Here is a 16,910-nt window from a genome sequence, read left to right on the forward strand (position 1 = left end):
CCACCAGGGGCGCGGCCGCGTTCGCTGTCGGGGGTCGGTTCTAGACTCGCCGCCGATGAGCACAGCGACGCAGGGCACCCAGAAGTCGGCCTCGGCGAAGAAGAAGGCACCGGCGAAGCCGCGCCTGTTGCTGCTCGACGGCCACTCCCTGGCCTACCGGGCGTTCTTCGCGCTGCCCGCGGAGAACTTCCGCACGGGTACCGGGCAGACCACGAACGCGGTCTACGGCTTCACCTCGATGCTGATCAACCTGCTGCGTGACGAGGAGCCGACCCACCTCGCGGTCGCCTTCGACGTGTCGCGTAAGACCTTCCGTTCCGAGCGCTACGCCGAGTACAAGGCGAACCGCTCGTCGACGCCGGACGACTTCCGCGGCCAGATCGACCTCATCAAGGAGGTCCTGGCCGCGCTGAACATCCCGGTGTTCGCCGTCGACGGGTTCGAGGCCGACGACCTCATCGCCACCCTCGCCACCCAGGCCGAGGGGCACGGCTACCAGGTGCTCATCACCACCGGCGACCGTGACGCGTTCCAGCTGGTCACCGACGACATCACCGTCCTGTACCCCAAGCGCGGCGTGTCCGACCTCGGCCGGATCGACCCGGCCGAGGTCGACAAGCGCTACGGGCTCACCCCGACCCAGTACCCGGACTTCGCGGCGCTGCGTGGCGACCCCTCGGACAACCTGCCCTCCATCCCCGGGGTGGGGGAGAAGACCGCGGCCAAGTGGGTCCGGGAGTTCGGCTCGCTCGCCGAGCTCACCGACCGGGTCGACGAGGTCAAGGGCAAGGCCGGGGACAACCTGCGGGCCAACCTGGCGAACGTGCTGCTCAACCGCCAGCTCACCGAGCTGGTGCGCGACGTCGACCTCGGCGCCGCCCCCGAGGAGCTCGAGCTGCGCCCCTGGGACCGCGACGCGGTGCACCGCCTGTTCGACGAGCTGGAGTTCCGGGTGCTGCGCGAGCGCCTGTTCTCCACCCTCTCCTCCGCCGAGCCCGAGGCCGAGTCCGGCTTCGAGGTCTCCGGCGAGGTCGTCGCACCCGGCGCGGCGCGGGCCTGGCTCGACGCCCACGCCCGCGACGGGCGTCGCGTCGCGGTGAGCTTCGCCGGGGTCACCGGCCCGATCGCCGGGCGCGACCTCGACGGGATCGCGCTCGCCACGGGGGAGCCGACCGTCGAGCAGCGGGCCTCCGGCGCCACCGCCGGTGTCCCGGCCGCCGGCTACCTCGCGCTGACCGGCCTCACCCCGGACGACGAGGCGGCCCTGGGCGACTGGCTCGCCGACGCGTCCGTGCCGAAGGCCGCGCACGACGTGAAGGCGGTGCTGCACGCGCTGCGCGCGCGGGGCTGGACCCTGGGCGGGCTGACCAGCGACACCGCGCTCGCCGCGTACCTCGCCAAGCCCGGGCAGCGGACGTTCGACCTGGCCGACCTCGCGCTGCGCTACCTGCGCCGCGAGCTGCGCACCGAGGAGCCCGCCGACGGGCAGCTGTCGCTGCTCGGCGGTGAGGAGGAGGCCGACACCCGGGCCGCGGAGCAGGAGATGCTCGCGGCCTCGGCGATCGCCGAGCTCGCCGACGCCCTCGACGCCGACCTCGCCGAGCGGGGCGGCAGCGAGCTGCTGGCCGACCTGGAGCTGCCGCTGGCGTTCGTGCTGGCCGACTGCGAGGCGGCCGGGATCGCCGTCGACGGCGAGACCCTGTCCGACCTGGAGTCGGACTTCGGCGCCCAGGTCCGCGAGGCCGCGCGGCAGGCCTACGAGGTGATCGGGAAGGAGATCAACCTCGGCTCGCCAAAGCAGCTGCAGGTCGTGCTGTTCGACGAGCTGGAGATGCCCAAGACCAAGCGCACCAAGACCGGCTACACCACCGACGCGGACGCGCTGGCGAGCCTCTACGAGCAGACCGAGCACCCGTTCCTGCAGTTCCTGCTGCAGCACCGCGACGCGACCCGGCTCAAGGTGACCGTCGACGGGCTCATGAAGTCCGTCGCCGAGGACGGCCGGATCCACACCACGTACTCGCAGACGATCGCCGCGACCGGCCGGCTGTCCTCGACCGACCCGAACCTGCAGAACGTGCCGATCCGCACCGCCGCCGGGCGCCGGATCCGGGACGCGTTCGTCGTCGGATCCGGCCCCGACGGCGCGCCGTACGCGGAGCTGCTCACCGCGGACTACAGCCAGATCGAGATGCGGATCATGGCCCACCTGTCCGAGGACGCCGCGCTGATCGAGGCCTTCCGCTCACAGCACGACTTCCACGCCGAGACCGCGGCCCGGGTCTTCGGCGTCGCGGCGGCCGAGGTGTCGCCCGAGCAGCGCGCCAAGATCAAGGCGATGAACTACGGCCTGGCCTACGGGCTGTCGGCCTACGGTCTGTCCGGGCAGCTGCGGATCTCCACCGAGGAGGCCAAGGGCTTGATGGACGACTACTTCGCCGGGTTCGGCGGGGTGCGCGACTACCTCGCAGGTGTCGTCGACCAGGCCCGCAAGGACGGCTACACCGCCACCATCCTGGGGCGGCGGCGCTACCTGCCCGACCTGACCAGCGACAACCGTCAGCGTCGGGAGATGGCCGAGCGGATGGCGCTCAACGCCCCGATCCAGGGCAGCGCGGCGGACATCATCAAGGTCGCGATGCTCGGGGTGTACCGGGCGCTGCAGGCCGAGGGGTTGCGCAGCCGGATGCTGCTGCAGGTGCACGACGAGCTCGTCCTCGAGGTCGCCGACGGCGAGCGCGAGACCCTGGAAGCGCTGGTGCGCCGCGAGATGGCGGCCGCGGCCGACCTGTCGGTGCCGCTGGAGGTGTCGGTCGGGTCCGGCCGCAGCTGGGACGCCGCGGCGCACTGACCCGCGCCCCGGCCCGGGCTCAGCCGAGGACCGCTCCCGGTGCGGCGGCGCCGGCGCCGTATCCGGCTCCGGAGGGGTGACGCAGGTGTCCCGGCGCGAGGATCCGGGCGGCGCGGCCCAGCTCGGCGACGAGCTGCTCCACCGCGACGTCCTGCCTGCGGGCCTGGGTGTGCAGGATCGCGCAGAGCCGCCCGGTCGGGCCGGGCGTACGGGTCGTGGCGCCGGCCGTGGTGTCGCGAGGGCCGGTGAGGCGTCGGGTGTCGCGTTCGTGACGCAGCACCGCGGCCAGGTCGCGTCCGGCGGCGGCGAGGACGTCGGCGTCGTCGGTGTGGATCACGACGACCGCGTCGGCGTCGCCCGCCGCGGCGACCGCGCGTTCCACGGAACGCGACCACGCCCACAGCGCGCGGCGCCCGGCCAGCGACGGGGGCAGCTCCAGCCCGCCGGACTCGGCGTCGGCCAGGGCGACCAGGAGCCCGCCGATCCGGCCTGCCCGGCGTGCCCAGGTCGCCCGGTCCCCGGGCAGACCCCGGTGGACGAGGACGCCCGCCTGCGCCGGCACGGCCGGTGGCGCGTCGGGGCGGCGGGGGTGCGGGACCAGCGGCATCGGCGTCACCTCCTGCGGGGCCGACGCCGGTAGGCTCGCACTGCTCCCACCTGCTGTTACGTCGTCGCGGCGGACGGTGGGGACATCCCGCCGGACGGTCCGTGCCCGGCGTCCGGCGGTACGGCTGCCGCCGGTTCCAGGATCGTCAGCTCGGCCGACCCGAGGCGGAGCACGCCGTCGTCGAGGGGCTCGCAGCGGACACCGCCCCGGCCGCGCAGCGCCGCCCACGCGCCGTCGCCGATCTCGGTGTCCATCCAGCGGCACGGTGCGGCGGCGCGGTGCGCGCGGAAGCGGACCGGCCCGTCGCCGGAGTCCAGGGCGAACAGCGCGCCGGTACCGCCGCGGCCCGGTGCGGCGAGCGCGTCGACCGGGGCGCCGCGCAGGACGACGTTGCGCCGCATCGCCGCCGGGGTCGCGTCGACGGCGTCACCGAGCACCGCGCGCAGGTGGTCCAGCGACTCCGCGGCCAGCAGGGTCACCGCGGCGCGGGCGTGGGCCGGGCGGCCGGCGTAGCGGTCGCCGACGATCCCGTGGCCGGCACGGACCCGGACCGCGTGGCGCAGCGGCGGCTCCGGGTCGGGCCGGGGCCCGTCCGCGGGCCTGCCCTCGTAGGCGTGCAGGGACGCGGCCAGCAGGGCGGTGACCTCGACCCGCATCAGTTCAGCCCGGTCAGGAACCGGATCACGGCCTCCCGGGTCAGCTGCGCGCCCGGGCTGCCGAAGGGCCGGTCGAAGACGTGGTCGGCGTAGGGGACGGTGACCAGCCTGCCGTCGACCCCCGCGGAGCGGAGCTCCCGGTCGTAGGCGGCGACCCGGTCGGGCAGGACGTAGTGGTCCGCGGACCCGAGCAGCAGCAGGGTCGGCGGGAGCCCCGGGCGGACCTGCTCGGCGGGGGAGAGCAGCCGCAGCAGGCCCGGTGCCTGTTCGGCGGTCCCGCCGAACAGGGTGCTCTGCAGGTCCGGGTCGACCAGCGTCAGGTCGACGGGCGGGTAGTAGGCGACCACGCCGACCGGCGGCGGGCCGGGCGTCGGCGGCGGGGCGCCGGCCGGGCGGGTGCCGCCGTACGCGGCCGGTGCCTCGGAGCACGCCAGCGTCCCGTCGAGCAGCCCGGACGTGGTCGACAGCGCCAGGGTCGCGCCCGCGGACTGCCCGGCCAGCACCAGCCGCGCGGGATCCAGACCCGCCTCGCCCGCGTGCGCGCGCACCCAGTCGACGGCGCACGCGACGTCGCGCTGCTGGTCGCGGCCGACGGGCTCGGGCGGCGGTAACCGGTAGTCCACCGCCGCGACCGCCCAGCCGCGCTCGGCGAGCCACCGGTTCAGCGCGGTGCGGTCGCCGCGGTCCCCGCTCGTCCACGACCCGCCGTGCACCCACACCATCGTCGGGTGCGGACCCGCGCCGGTCGGCAGGTAGAGGTCCAGCGTGCGGCCGGGGGCGAACTCCACCGACCGGTCCGGCCGCCCGTCGGGCTGGCCCAGCTCGGTCAGCGTCGCCGTCCAGTCCAGCGGGACGCCCTGCGCCGACGCCGCACGGCCCTGTGCGGCCAGCACCGTGACCGACCCGACGACCGCGGCCAGTGCGAGCACCGCCGTCGCGACTCCGGTGAACCGGGCACCCGCGGCCCGCGCCGCCAGCCCGAACAGGATCCCCAGCACCCCGGCCAGGGCGACGTGCAGCGGATACGCGCCCGACAGGAACGACCCCGCGAGCCCGATCCCCGGGGTCCCGGGGCGGAAGGTCCCCACCAGCACGACCAGCAGCAGCGCGGCCCACACCCACGCGAGGATCCGGAGGAACGACGTCACCTGCGCACCCTGTCATCCCGGTCCGAGCGGCCCGGCCCGGACCCGCCGGTCCGGCGTGCCCGCACCGGGTGGGACCGCCTCCACCGGTACGGTTCTCGAACGGCCGTGCGGATCCGAGGCGAGGGGGACGCGGTGCGGGTGCTCGGGGTCGACCCCGGACTGACGCGGTGCGGGATCGGCGTCGTCGAGGCCGGTGCGGGCCGGACCGTCGGGTTCGTCGACGTCGGCGTCGCCCGCAGCGAGCCGGGCCTGCCGCTGGAACGACGGTTGCTCACCGTCGCCGACGAGGTGGAGCGCTGGGTGGCCCGGCACCGCCCCGACGTGATCGCCGTCGAGCGGGTGTTCAGCCAGAACAACGTCCGCACCGTGATGGGCACCGCGCAGGTCAGCGGGGTCGTCGCGCTGGTCGCCGCACGGGCCGGGCTGCCGGTCGCCTTCCACACCCCCAGCGAGGTCAAGGCTGCCGTCACCGGGGAGGGCCGCGCGGGCAAGGCGCAGGTCACCGCGATGGTCACCCGGCTGCTCGGCCTGGACACACCCCCGAAGCCGGCCGACGCCGCCGACGCGCTCGCGCTGGCCATCTGCCACTGCTGGCGCTCCCCGATGATCGACCGGATGGCGCAGGCGCAGGCCCGCGCAGAGGAGCTGGCCGCGGTGCACCGGGCCCGGCTCGCCGAGGCGCAGCGGGAGCGGGGAGGCGCCCGGCCCAGTGCCGCCCAGCAGTGGGCCGCGGCCCGCGCGGCCGCCGACGCCCGGTCCGCCGGCGGGTGGGGCGCACGCTGACCCGTCTCGCCCGGTGGTGGCGTGGTGTCGCGTGCGGTTCCGTCGGTGCGGCCCGGTAGCGTCGGTGCCTCGAACGGTCGTTCGTGGGAGGGGGACCTGTCAGTGATCCACTCGGTGCGCGGTCCGGTGCTGGGGATCGGGCTGGACCACGCCGTCGTCGAGGTCGGCGGGGTCGGGCTCGCGGTGTACGCCACGCCCGCCACGCTGGGCGGGCTGCGTCGCGGCGAGGAGGCCCGGCTGCCGACCACGCTGGTGGTGCGGGAGGACTCCCTGACTCTCTACGGGTTCGCCGACGCCGAGGAACGCGAGCTGTTCCTGCTGCTGCAGACGGTGTCCGGGATCGGGACGCGGCTCGCGCTCGCCACGATCGCGGTGCTGGAGCCGGACACGCTGCGCCGCGCACTCGCCGACGGCGACCTCGCCGTGCTCACCCGCATCCCCGGCGTCGGGCGCAAGAGCGCCGAGCGCCTGGTCGTGGAACTGCGCGACAAGGTGACCGCGCCCGTCGCGGTGCCCGCGGGTGCGGTCGCGGCCGCGCCGGCCCCGGTGCTCGGGGTGCGCGAGCAGGTCGTCGAGGCGCTGCTCGGGCTCGGCTTCACCCAGCGCCCGGCCGAGCAGGCCGTGGACGCGGTGCTGGCCTACGCCCCCGACACCGACGCCCGGGACCTGCTGCGGACCGCGCTGTCGAGTCTCGGCAGGTCGCGGTGACCGACCCCGGCCCCGACCCCTACGCCGGGGTCGACGGACATCTCGACGAGCGGGCCGTCGATACCGGGGTCCAGCCCGGGGACACCGACGTCGAGGCGTCGCTGCGGCCCCGGTCGCTCGAGGAGTTCGTGGGGCAGCCACGGGTCCGCGAGCAGCTGCAGCTGGTGCTGGAGGGCGCGCGGCGCCGCGGCGACCCGCCGGACCACATCCTGCTGTCCGGCCCGCCCGGCCTCGGCAAGACCAGCCTCGCCATGATCATCGCCCAGGAGATGGGCGCCGCGATCCGGCTGACGTCGGGCCCCGCGCTGGAGCGGGCGGGGGACCTCGCCGCGATGCTGTCCAACCTCGTGCCCGGCGACGTGCTGTTCATCGACGAGATCCACCGCACCGCCCGCCCCGCCGAGGAGATGCTTTATCTCGCGATGGAGGACTTCCGGGTCGACGTGGTGGTCGGCAAGGGTCCGGGCGCCACCTCGATCCCGCTCGACGTCGCACCGTTCACCCTGGTCGGGGCCACGACGCGGGCCGGGTCGCTGACCGGTCCGCTGCGCGACCGGTTCGGGTTCACCGGGCAGATGGAGTTCTACGACGTCCCCGAGCTGGACCGCGTGCTCCGCCGTGCCGCCGGGATCCTCGGCATCGACCTGCGCGCGGACGGCGCGGCCGAGATCGCCGGGCGCTGCCGCGGCACCCCGCGGGTGGCGAACCGGCTGCTGCGCCGGGTCCGCGACTACGCCGAGGTCCGCGCGGACGGCGTGGTCACCCGGGAGGTCGCCCGCGACGCGCTGGCCGTCTACGACGTCGACGAGCTCGGCCTCGACCGGCTCGACCGCGCCGTGCTCGGCGCGCTGGTCCGCTCCTTCCACGGCGGCCCGGTCGGCGTCTCGACCCTCGCCGTCGCCGTGGGGGAGGAGCCGGGGACCGTCGAGGAGGTCTGCGAGCCCTACCTGGTGCGGGCCGGGATGATCGCCCGCACCCCGCGCGGGCGGGTCGCGACCCCGCTGGCCTGGACCCACCTCGGGCTGGCCCCGCCCGCGGACGCACCGGCCGGGCACCGGGTCGACCCGCTGTTCTGACCCGGCGTGCCGTCGGGGCACCGGAGTGCGCGGGCCGTCACACATGGGAGGATCCGGACGGACCGAACGGATCGGGCACCGCCCGGCCGGGACCACGGGCACCCTGGTGTCCGCACACCGCGCGGAGTCCTCCGGACACCGCGTGCCCGGCGGGCGTCCTGATGCGGGCGCCCCGGAACGATCCGGGCGTCCGGCTCGTTCCGGGGCGTGTCGGGCAGCCGGCGGGCCCGGGTGACGCCGTTCGGCCCGTCGCACTGCGACGAGCGGTCCGCCTCCGGGAGGGGGCCGGCCGTCGGTGTCGGTCCCGGCTGGCACACTCACGATTACGAGACGAGACGGAGACCCCGCACGATGACTTCAATCCTCGCCCAGCAGGCCGGTGGCGGCTCGAGCATCTTCTCCCTGCTGCCGTTCCTCATCATCCTGCTGCTGTTCGTGCCGTTGTTCCTGAACGGTCGCAAGCAGCGCAGGCAGATGGCGGAGACGCAGGCGATGCAGCAGGCGCTGGAGGACGGCGACGTCGTCGTCACCACGTCCGGGCTGCGGGGCACCATCGTCGACGCCTCGTACGAGGACACGATCGACCTCGAGATCGCCGAGGGCGTGGTCACCACCTGGCTGCGTGCGGCGATCCGGGAGAAGGTCGCGACCGACGAGGCGACGGAGGAGACCGTCGCCGAGCCGGCCGACAAGGACGCGTCGGAGAACAAGCCGACGATCCACTGAGCACGTCGGGAACGGGCCGGGCGGCCCGTTCCGGCGGCCTCGGCGTCCGTACCGGGCCCGGCCGCGGCTCTGCCGCACCGGCCCGGTGGGACGGCGACCGACCGTGAGGCCGGCCGCGGCCGCCGCACGAGTCGGATCAGGAGAACGATCACGTGGCAACGTCGTCGGGGCAGCAGCACGTGCGCCCCTGGCGCTACCTGACGGCCTTCGCAGGCATCGTCGTGGTGCTGTACGCACTGGTGTTCCTCACCGGGGGCGGCAACCTCACGCCGAAGCTGGGCATCGACCTGCAGGGTGGCACCCGCGTCACGCTCACCGCCCGCACCACCGACGGGCAGCCACCGCCGCGTGACCAGCTGATCCAGGCGCAGGACATCATCGAGCAGCGCGTCAACGGGCTCGGTGTCAGCGGCGCCGAGGTCCAGCTGGACGGCAGCAACATCGTCATCACCGTCCCCGGCGACGCCGGCGAGCAGGCCCGCTCCCTGGGCCAGACCGCGCAGCTGCGCTTCCGCGAGGTGCTGCAGGGCCCCGTCCCCGCGAACCAGGCCGCCGGGCAACAGCCCGCGCCGGGCCAGGACGCGCAGTCCAGCCAGGCCCCCGCGAGCCAGGCCCCCGCGAGCCCCGCCCCGGCGCAGCCGCAGGGCATGGGCGAGCAGAGCCGTTCCGTCGCGCCGGTCGCGCAGGTCTCGCCGCTGCAGGACCCGCCACCGACACCCGTGCCGTCCCCGACGCCGAGCCCGGGCGGGCTCGCGCCGGACGACCCGCGCGTCGCCGCCGAGGTCACGAAGCTCCGCGAGACCCGGCAGAGCACCGACCAGGCCACCCAGCTGCAGGCGCTGCTGTCGCTGAACTGCGGCGCACCGGACCCCCTGCAGGGCTACGACGACCCGACCAGGCCGCTGGTCGCCTGCAGCGAGGACGGGCAGAACAAGTACCTGCTCGGCCCGTCGTTCCTCGAGGGCACCGAGATCGCCTCCGCCCAGGCCCAGCAGAACCAGCAGGGCGTCGGCTGGGTGGTCGGGCTGACCTTCAAGCCGCAGGGCGCCGACACCTGGGGCCGGTACACGACCGAGAACGTCGGCAAGAACGTCGCGTTCGTCCTCGACGGCGACGTCGTCTCGGCCCCGTCGATCAACCAGCCGATCTTCGGGCAGACCCAGATCTCGGGGCAGTTCAACCAGGACCGGGCCCAGCAGCTCGCCCAGGTGCTGCGCTACGGCTCGTTGCCGCTGTCGTTCGACTCCGGCAACGCCCAGACCGTCTCGGCCAGCCTCGGGCTGGCCTCGCTGGAGGCCGGGCTCATCGCCGGCGCCGTCGGCCTGGTGCTGGTGTTCGCCTACTGCCTGTTCTACTACCGCCTGCTCGGCATCCTGACGATCCTGTCGCTGGCCCTGTCCGGCCTGGTCGTCTACGCGGTGCTGATCCTGCTCGGGCGCTGGATCGGGTTCACCCTGGACCTTGCGGGCGTCGCCGGGTTCATCATCGCCATCGGCATCACGGCCGACTCGTTCGTGATCTTCTTCGAACGGCTCAAGGACGAGATGCGCGAGGGCCGCACCTTCCGCTCGGCCGTCCCGCGGTCCTGGGAGCGGGCGCGGCGCACGATCCTCACCGCCGACGCGGTCAGCTTCCTCGCCGCCGCGGTGCTCTACATCCTCGCCGTCGGCGAGGTCCGCGGCTTCGCGTTCACCCTGGGCATGTCCACGGTCCTCGACCTCGTCGTCGTGTTCCTCGTGACGTTCCCGCTGGTCGTGCTCATCTCCCGGTCGACGTCGCTGGGCAGGCCCGGGCTGTCCGGGCTCGGCGCGGTCGACCGGATCGGGTCGCGGCACCGCCGTGCGAAGCCGGCCGTCGGCAGGCGCGCGGCCACCACCGGGAAGGGAGCGGGCGCATGACGAACCCCGAGTCGCTGTCGGGCTGGACCCGGCTCACCACCGGCACCGCGAACGTCGACATCATCGGCCGCCGCAGGACCTGGTACATCGGCTTCGGCGTGCTCATCGCCGTGTGCCTGCTCTCGCTGGTGTTCCGGGGCTTCAACCTCGGCATCGACTTCACCGGCGGCTCCCAGATCCAGCTGCCCGCCACCGGGGCGAACGGCGCGATCAGCACCCAGCAGGTCGACCGGGTCTACGAAGGCGTGATCGGCTTCGCGCCCGAGGTCACCCAGTCCGTCGGGTCCGGCGACGCCGCGTCGATCGTGCTGCAGTCCGAGCCGCTGACCCCCGAGCAGCTCGTGCCGCTGCGCGAGGCGCTGTTCACCCAGCTGCAGCCGCTCGGCGCGGACGGCGCCCCCAGTGCCGCCTCGATCAGCGACTCGCAGGTCTCGGGCACCTGGGGCGGCGAGGTCACCACGCAGGCGCTGATCGCGCTGGCGGTGTTCATCGTCCTGGTCACGCTGTTCCTGGCGTTCTACTTCGAGCGGGCGATGGCCGCCGCGGCGCTGATCGCGCTCGTCAATGACATCGTCGTGACCGCCGGGGTGTACTCGATCATCGGGCTGGAGGTCACCCCGGCCACCGTGATCGGCCTGCTCACCATCCTCGGGTTCTCGCTCTACGACACCGTCGTCGTGTTCGACAAGGTCCGGGAGAACTCCCGCGGGCTGCTGAAGCTGACCCGGCGCACCTACGCCGAGGCCGCGAACCTCGCGCTGAACCAGACGCTGATGCGGTCGATGAACACCTCGCTCATCGCGATCCTGCCGGTGCTCGGCCTGCTCGTGATCGGTGTCGGTCTGCTCGGAGTCGGCACCCTGGCCGACCTGGCACTGGTGCAGCTGGTCGGCATGATCATCGGTGTCGTCTCGTCGCTGCTGCTGGCGACCCCGGTCCTGGTCGACATCAAGCTGCGCGACAAGCGGGTCCGCGACCAGGCCGCCCGGGTCGAGGCGCGTCGAGCCCGCGCGGCCGGCCGGGGCGGGACGGACTCGGACGTCGAGGACGATCCGGCCACCGATACCCTCGCCGCCGTGAGCTCCTCCGCACCCGCCGCCCCGCGTCCCGGCGCCCGCCCGACCGGCAAGACCGGACGGCGTCGCGGATGAGCGGGGCACAGGTCGACGGCATCCGGGTCGGGCCCGGAATCACCGGGGACTCCGCGGACGACCTGCTCCGGGTCGCCGAGCTGGTCCGCTCGGTACCCGACTACCCGCAGCCCGGGGTGCTGTTCCGTGACATCACCCCGGTGCTGGCGCACGGGGAGTCCTTCGCGACCGTCACCACCGAGCTGGCCGCCAACGCGGGCGAGGCGGACCTGGTGATCGGGGTGGAGGCGCGCGGGTTCCTGCTCGGCGCCGCCGTCGCGCTCGTCGCCGGGGTCGGTACCGTGCCGGTCCGCAAGGCGGGCAAGCTGCCCGCGGTCGCCGCGTCGCGCAGCTACGACCTGGAGTACGGCAGCGCCACCCTGGAGCTGCCGGCCGGGGTCGTCGAGCCGGGCACGCGGGTCTACGTGGTCGACGACGTGCTCGCCACCGGCGGCACCGCCGCGGCCGCCTGCGCCCTGCTGGCCGACGCCGGAGCCGAGGTCGTCGGGTTCGGCACGCTGCTGGAGCTGGCCGCACTGGACGGCCGGGCGAAGCTGGGTGACCTGCGGATCGACGCCCTGCTGAACGCCTGACCACGACGGGCCCCGATTCGCGGACTATCCTCGGACCCAGGACCCTTCCCGCCACCGAGCACGAGCAGGAGGTGCGGTGACCGAGGTCGACCGGACCAGCGCCCATCCGGCCACGCGCCCGCTGACGCCCGACGACGAACCGCCGCGCCCGTCCGCGACCCGCCGTGTCCGTGCCCGCATCGCCCGGCGGATGACGCCGCAGCGCGTCGCCATCGTGACCCCGGTGCTGGAGCCGCTCGCCGCGGTCCACCGCTCGCTGCACCCCAAGGCCGACCTGGTGCTGCTCCAGCGCGCCTACGACGTCGCCGAGGACAAGCACGACGGGCAGACCCGCAAGTCCGGGGACCCCTACATCACCCACCCGCTCGCCGTCTCCACGATCCTGGCCGAGCTGGGCATGGACACCACGACGCTGGTCGCGGCCCTGCTGCACGACACCGTCGAGGACACCGACTACTCCCTGGAGCGGCTGCGCGCCGACTTCGGCGACGAGGTCGCGCACCTCGTCGACGGCGTCACCAAGCTCGACAAGGTCGAGTTCGGCACCGCCGCGGAGGCCGAGACGATCCGCAAGATGGTCGTCGCGATGGCCCGGGACCCGCGGGTGCTGGTCATCAAGCTGTCCGACCGGCTGCACAACATGCGCACGATGCGCTTCCTGCGCCCGGAGAAGCAGGTCAAGAAGGCCAACGAGACCCTCGAGGTGTTCGCCCCGCTCGCGCACCGCCTCGGCATGGCCACGGTGAAGCTGGAGCTGGAGGACCTGTCCTTCGCGATCCTGCAGCCCAAGAAGTACCAGGAGATCGTCCGACTGGTCGCCGACCGTGCGCCGTCGCGCGACACCTACCTGCGCCAGGTCATCGACGAGGTGTCCGCGCAGCTGGACTCCGCGCGGATCCCGGCCAAGGTCGAGGGCCGACCGAAGCACTACTACTCGATCTACCGCAAGATGATCGTCAAGGGCCGCGACTTCGACGACATCCACGACCTCGTCGGGGTCCGGGTGCTCGTCGACGAGGTGCGCGACTGCTACGCCGCGATCGGCATGGTGCACGCCCTGTGGCAGCCGATGCCCGGCCGGTTCAAGGACTACATCGCCCAGCCCCGGTTCGGTGTCTACCAGTCGCTGCACACCACGGTGATCGGGCCGGACGGCAAGCCCCTCGAGGTGCAGATCCGCACCCATGCCATGCACCGCACCGCCGAGTACGGCATCGCCGCGCACTGGCGGTACAAGGAGGTCAAGGGCGGCGGCAACAAGGAGGTCGAGGTCGAGGAGATGGCGTGGATGCGCCAGCTGCTCGACTGGCAGCGGGAGGCCGCCGACCCCGGCGAGTTCCTCGACTCGCTGCGCTTCGACCTCGCCGCGCGGGAGATCTTCGTCTTCACCCCGAAGGGTGACGTCGTCACCCTGCCCACCGGCTCCACCCCGATCGACCTGGCGTACGCCGTGCACACCGAGGTCGGGCACCGCTGCATCGGCTCCCGGGTCAACGGCAAGCTCGTCGCCCTGGAGCGGCAGCTGTCCTCCGGCGACGTCGTCGAGATCTTCACCTCGAAGGCCGAGGACGCCGGGCCGTCGCGGGACTGGCTGCAGATCGCGAAGTCCCCGCGGGCCAAGGCCAAGATCAAGCAGTGGTTCGCCAAGGAGCGCCGCGAGGAGGCCGTCGAGGAGGGCAAGGAGGCCATCACCCGGGAGGCCCGCCGCACCGGGATGCCGCTGCAGCGGCTCATCTCCGGCGACGCGATGTCCGCGCTCGCCCGGGAGATGCACTACTCCGACGTCTCCGCGCTCTACGCCGCCGTCGGCGAGCACCAGGCCAGCGCCCAGCACGTCGTGCAGCGCCTCGTCGCGTGGTTCGGCGGCGAGGAGGAGGCCGAGGAGGAGCTCGCCGAGCGGGCGACGCCGTCGACGGTCCGCCACCGGCGTCCGTCGGGCAACGCCGGCGTCGTCGTCAGCGGCGAGGACGGGCAGGCCCTCGGTGACCTGTACATCAAGCTCGCCCGCTGCTGCACCCCGGTGCCGGGCGACGAGATCCTCGGGTTCGTCACCCGCGGCGGCGGGATCAGCGTGCACCGCACCGACTGCACCAACGCCGGGGACCTCACCGCGCGCGAGGAGCGGCTGGTCGACGTGACCTGGTCGGTGTCGCCGGAGTCGGTCTTCCTGGTCGCCATCCAGGTCGAGGCGCTCGACCGGCACCGGCTGCTGTCCGACGTCACGAAGGTCCTGGCCGACGAGAAGGTCAACATCCTCTCGGCGACGACGACCACCTCCCGCGACCGCGTCGCGATCTCCCGGTTCTCCTTCGAGATGGGCGACCCGAAGCACCTCGGGCACCTGCTCCAGGCGGTGCGCAACATCGAGGGCGTCTACGACGTCTACCGGGTCACCAGCGCGGCCTGACCCCGGCCCGCCCCACCACCCAGGGGCGGACCGGGGGGCCGGTCAGCCGAGTGCGGTGCGCTGGATCTCGACCGGAATGCTCGGCGCGCCGTCACCGGAGCCGGCGGACTCGCCGCCCCTGGCGACCTTGTCCAGCGTCGCGAGGCCCTCGGAGCCGATGGAGCCGAACACGGTGTAGCTCGGCGGCAGCTGGGCGTCGCCGTAGATCATGAAGAACTGGCTGCCGTTGGTGTCCGGGCCGGCGTTGGCCATCGCGAGCAGCCCGCGGCCGTAGGTGAGACCGGGGAACACCTCGTCGGCGAACGAGTAGCCGGGGCCGCCGCGCCCGCTGCCGCTCGGGTCACCGCACTGGAGCACCTGCAGGCCGGGGCTGGTCGTCAGCCGGTGGCAGGAGGTCCCGTCGAAGTAGCCCTGCCGCGCCAGGCTCTCGAAGCTCTTGACCGTGCACGGCGCCAGGCCGCGGTCGAGCGTCAGGTCGATCGGGCCCGCGCTGGTCTGCAGATCCGCCGTGACCGTCCCCTGGGCCGGGGTGGAGCCGGCCGCCGGCGGGTTCACCGGCTTCGAGGCGGGCTCGGGGGACGTCGGGTAGGTGCAGTCCACCGACGCCGGCAGGGCCGTCGGGCGCGTGGGCAGCGGCACCGTCGGCCGACCGGCGGTGTCCGGGCCGTCCCCGGCGGGCGCCGCGGCGCTCTGCCCGGCGTCGTCGGAACCGCCCCAGGCCGAGGTCAGCGCGTACACCCCGACCGCGGCCAGCACCACGACCAGCACCGTCACGACGGCCGCGATCGTCGTGTTCCGCTTGCGCTGCTGCTGCCGCTGCGCCCGGTGGGCCTGCTGCGCCTCCAGCTTGCGCTTGGCCGCCTCCCGGCGCTGCTCGTTCGTCGCCACGTCCCGCCCAACTCCCTGACTTGATCACTCGTACGCGCGGTGAGGGTATCGGGGCGACCTGGGGAGAAAGCTGAGAGACACCGGTTCTAGGCTGGGAGGACCCCCGACATGATCCCCGGAGAGGACGTGCAGCAACCGTGACCGCCACCGAGCCGCAGGTGGGCCGGGCCCGCAGGCCCGAGCCGTTCGCCGCGCCGAAGGGCATCCCCGAGTACCTCCCGCCGTCCTCGGCCGGGTTCGTGCACGTGCGGGACACCCTCGCCGCCGCCGCCGAGCGCGCCGGGTACGGCCACATCGAGCTGCCCGTGTTCGAGGACACCGGCCTCTACGCCCGCGGGGTGGGGGAGTCCACCGACGTCGTCTCCAAGGAGATGTACACCTTCGCCGACCGCGGCGACCGCTCGGTGACGCTGCGCCCCGAGGGCACCGCCGGTGTGGTCCGCTCGGTGATCGAGCACAACCTCGACAAGCAGGGCCTGCCGGTCAAGCTCCGCTACGCGGGCCCCTTCTTCCGCTACGAGCGGCCCCAGGCCGGGCGCTACCGGCAACTCCAGCAGGTCGGCGTCGAGGCGATCGGGGTGGACGACGCAGGCCTGGACGCCGAGGTCATCGCGATCGCCGACGAGGGCTTCAAGGCCCTCGGCCTGACCGGCTACCGGCTGGAGATCACCTCGCTCGGCGACGCCGAGTGCCGGCCGGCCTACCGGGAGCGGCTGCAGGAGTTCCTGGCCGGGCTCGACCTCGACGAGGCGACCCGGGCCCGGGCGGAGATCAACCCGCTGCGCGTGCTCGACGACAAGCGCCCCGAGGTCCGCGCCGCGATGGCCGACGCGCCGCTGCTGATGGACCACCTGTCCGACGCCGCCGCCGACCACCACGCCCGGGTGCTCGCCCACCTCGACGACCTCGGCGTCGCCTACACACCGAACCCGCGCATGGTCCGCGGCCTGGACTACTACACCAAGACCACCTTCGAGTTCGTCCACGACGGCCTCGGCGCGCAGTCCGGCATCGGTGGTGGCGGCCGCTACGACGGCCTGATGGCGACCCTCGGCGGCCCCGAGCTGTCCGGCGTCGGGTTCGGCATCGGCGTCGACCGCACGCTGCTCGCCTGCCGCGCCGAAGGTGTGCAGCCCTGGTCGGACGCCCGCGTCGAGGTGTTCGGGGTGTCCCTCGGCGCCGCCGCGCAGCGCCGCCTGGTCGTGGTCGCCGCGCAGCTGCGGGCCCGGGGCCTGCGGGTCGACCTGGCCTACGGCGGCCGGGGGCTCAAGGGCGCGATGAAGTCCGCCGACCGGTCCGGCGCACGGTTCGCGCTGGTCCTGGGGGACCGGGACCTGGAGAACGGCACCGTCGGGCTCAAGGACCTCGTCTCGGGCGAGCAGCAGGACGTCCCGCTGGACGCGGTCACCGACGCCGTCGTGACCGCCCTGGCGGGCTGA

14 protein-coding genes are annotated in these 16,910 nt (G+C 74.0%); 10 read left to right on the forward strand and 4 right to left on the reverse strand.

What is annotated here, in order from left to right; genetic code table 11:
* The first annotated feature begins 55 nt into the window (after positions 1–55).
* Positions 56–2,851 carry a DNA polymerase I gene (gene polA / locus DMP15_RS14480; protein WP_073574651.1) on the forward strand — a complete coding sequence of 932 codons (2,796 nt, stop codon included), beginning with the start codon at positions 56–58 and terminating at the stop codon, positions 2,849–2,851.
* Between the two features lie 19 nt (positions 2,852–2,870).
* Here polA and DMP15_RS14485 read toward each other — a convergent pair whose 3' ends face one another.
* Genes DMP15_RS14485 through DMP15_RS14495 form a run of 3 tightly spaced genes read right to left on the reverse strand, consistent with a single transcriptional unit; the run spans position 2,871 to position 5,262 of the window.
* Positions 2,871–3,458: a hypothetical protein gene (locus tag DMP15_RS14485; RefSeq protein ID WP_073574652.1), complete on the reverse strand. Its 588-nt coding sequence runs from the start codon at positions 3,456–3,458 to the stop codon at positions 2,871–2,873.
* A gap of 56 nt (positions 3,459–3,514) precedes the next feature.
* Entirely contained in the window at positions 3,515–4,114 is a 600-nt protein-coding gene (locus tag DMP15_RS14490; protein ID WP_337826025.1) for an MOSC domain-containing protein, read from the reverse strand.
* The gene (locus DMP15_RS14495) at positions 4,114–5,262 is read right to left on the reverse strand and encodes an alpha/beta hydrolase (RefSeq protein WP_073574654.1); all 1,149 of its coding nucleotides are present in this window, start codon (positions 5,260–5,262) and stop codon (positions 4,114–4,116) included. The genes DMP15_RS14490 and DMP15_RS14495 overlap by 1 nt, the downstream gene beginning before the upstream one ends.
* A 132-nt stretch (positions 5,263–5,394) precedes the next feature.
* Between DMP15_RS14495 and ruvC the strand changes: the two genes are divergently transcribed.
* From ruvC to DMP15_RS14535, 8 genes are all read left to right on the forward strand, one after another.
* Positions 5,395–6,045, forward strand: a complete 651-nt coding sequence (gene ruvC / locus DMP15_RS14500) for a crossover junction endodeoxyribonuclease RuvC (protein WP_073575272.1) — start codon at positions 5,395–5,397, stop codon at positions 6,043–6,045.
* Positions 6,046–6,147: 102 nt separating this feature from the next.
* Positions 6,148–6,753 (forward strand): Holliday junction branch migration protein RuvA, encoded by a 606-nt coding sequence (gene ruvA / locus DMP15_RS14505; protein ID WP_337826026.1) that lies wholly within the window; start codon positions 6,148–6,150, stop codon positions 6,751–6,753.
* Positions 6,750–7,829, forward strand: coding sequence for a Holliday junction branch migration DNA helicase RuvB (ruvB, locus tag DMP15_RS14510; protein WP_073574656.1), 1,080 nt, complete (start codon positions 6,750–6,752; stop codon positions 7,827–7,829). The genes ruvA and ruvB overlap by 4 nt, the downstream gene beginning before the upstream one ends.
* 351 nt (positions 7,830–8,180) lie before the next feature.
* Positions 8,181–8,555 (forward strand): preprotein translocase subunit YajC, encoded by a 375-nt coding sequence (gene yajC / locus DMP15_RS14515; RefSeq protein ID WP_073574657.1) that lies wholly within the window; start codon positions 8,181–8,183, stop codon positions 8,553–8,555.
* A 152-nt stretch (positions 8,556–8,707) separates the two neighbouring features.
* A complete protein-coding gene (gene secD / locus DMP15_RS14520; protein WP_337826027.1) occupies positions 8,708–10,453 on the forward strand; it encodes a protein translocase subunit SecD in 1,746 nt (581 codons plus the stop codon).
* Positions 10,450–11,604, forward strand: a complete 1,155-nt coding sequence (secF, locus tag DMP15_RS14525; RefSeq protein WP_073574659.1) for a protein translocase subunit SecF — start codon at positions 10,450–10,452, stop codon at positions 11,602–11,604. Before secD ends, secF begins: the two co-directional genes overlap by 4 nt.
* Complete coding sequence (locus DMP15_RS14530) at positions 11,601–12,176, forward strand: adenine phosphoribosyltransferase (RefSeq protein WP_073574660.1); 576 nt, start codon at positions 11,601–11,603, stop codon at positions 12,174–12,176. Before secF ends, DMP15_RS14530 begins: the two co-directional genes overlap by 4 nt.
* A gap of 121 nt (positions 12,177–12,297) precedes the next feature.
* Positions 12,298–14,583 (forward strand): RelA/SpoT family protein, encoded by a 2,286-nt coding sequence (locus tag DMP15_RS14535; RefSeq protein WP_073575273.1) that lies wholly within the window; start codon positions 12,298–12,300, stop codon positions 14,581–14,583.
* Between the two features lie 42 nt (positions 14,584–14,625).
* On the opposite strand, the gene DMP15_RS14540 is transcribed toward DMP15_RS14535, so the two are convergent.
* Positions 14,626–15,471, reverse strand: coding sequence for a peptidylprolyl isomerase (locus DMP15_RS14540; protein WP_073574661.1), 846 nt, complete (start codon positions 15,469–15,471; stop codon positions 14,626–14,628).
* 137 nt (positions 15,472–15,608) lie between these two features.
* On the opposite strand from DMP15_RS14540, the gene hisS reads away from it, so the two are divergent.
* Positions 15,609–16,910 (forward strand): histidine--tRNA ligase, encoded by a 1,302-nt coding sequence (gene hisS / locus DMP15_RS14545; protein ID WP_174565858.1) that lies wholly within the window; start codon positions 15,609–15,611, stop codon positions 16,908–16,910.

Source organism: Pseudonocardia sp. UM4_GMWB1 (genome assembly GCF_017312155.1).
GTDB classification, from domain to species: Bacteria; Actinomycetota; Actinomycetes; order Mycobacteriales; family Pseudonocardiaceae; genus Pseudonocardia; species Pseudonocardia alni.

Coding starts and splice junctions, on each gene's coding strand:
- DMP15_RS14490 (WP_337826025.1), bottom strand. CDS start 4,114: ATGCGGGTCGAGGTCACCGCCCTGCTGGCCGCGTCCCTGCACGCCTAC.
- yajC (WP_073574657.1), top strand. CDS start 8,181: ATGACTTCAATCCTCGCCCAGCAGGCCGGTGGCGGCTCGAGCATCTTC.
- DMP15_RS14485 (WP_073574652.1), bottom strand. CDS start 3,458: ATGCCGCTGGTCCCGCACCCCCGCCGCCCCGACGCGCCACCGGCCGTG.
- secF (WP_073574659.1), top strand. CDS start 10,450: ATGACGAACCCCGAGTCGCTGTCGGGCTGGACCCGGCTCACCACCGGC.
- polA (WP_073574651.1), top strand. CDS start 56: ATGAGCACAGCGACGCAGGGCACCCAGAAGTCGGCCTCGGCGAAGAAG.
- DMP15_RS14530 (WP_073574660.1), top strand. CDS start 11,601: ATGAGCGGGGCACAGGTCGACGGCATCCGGGTCGGGCCCGGAATCACC.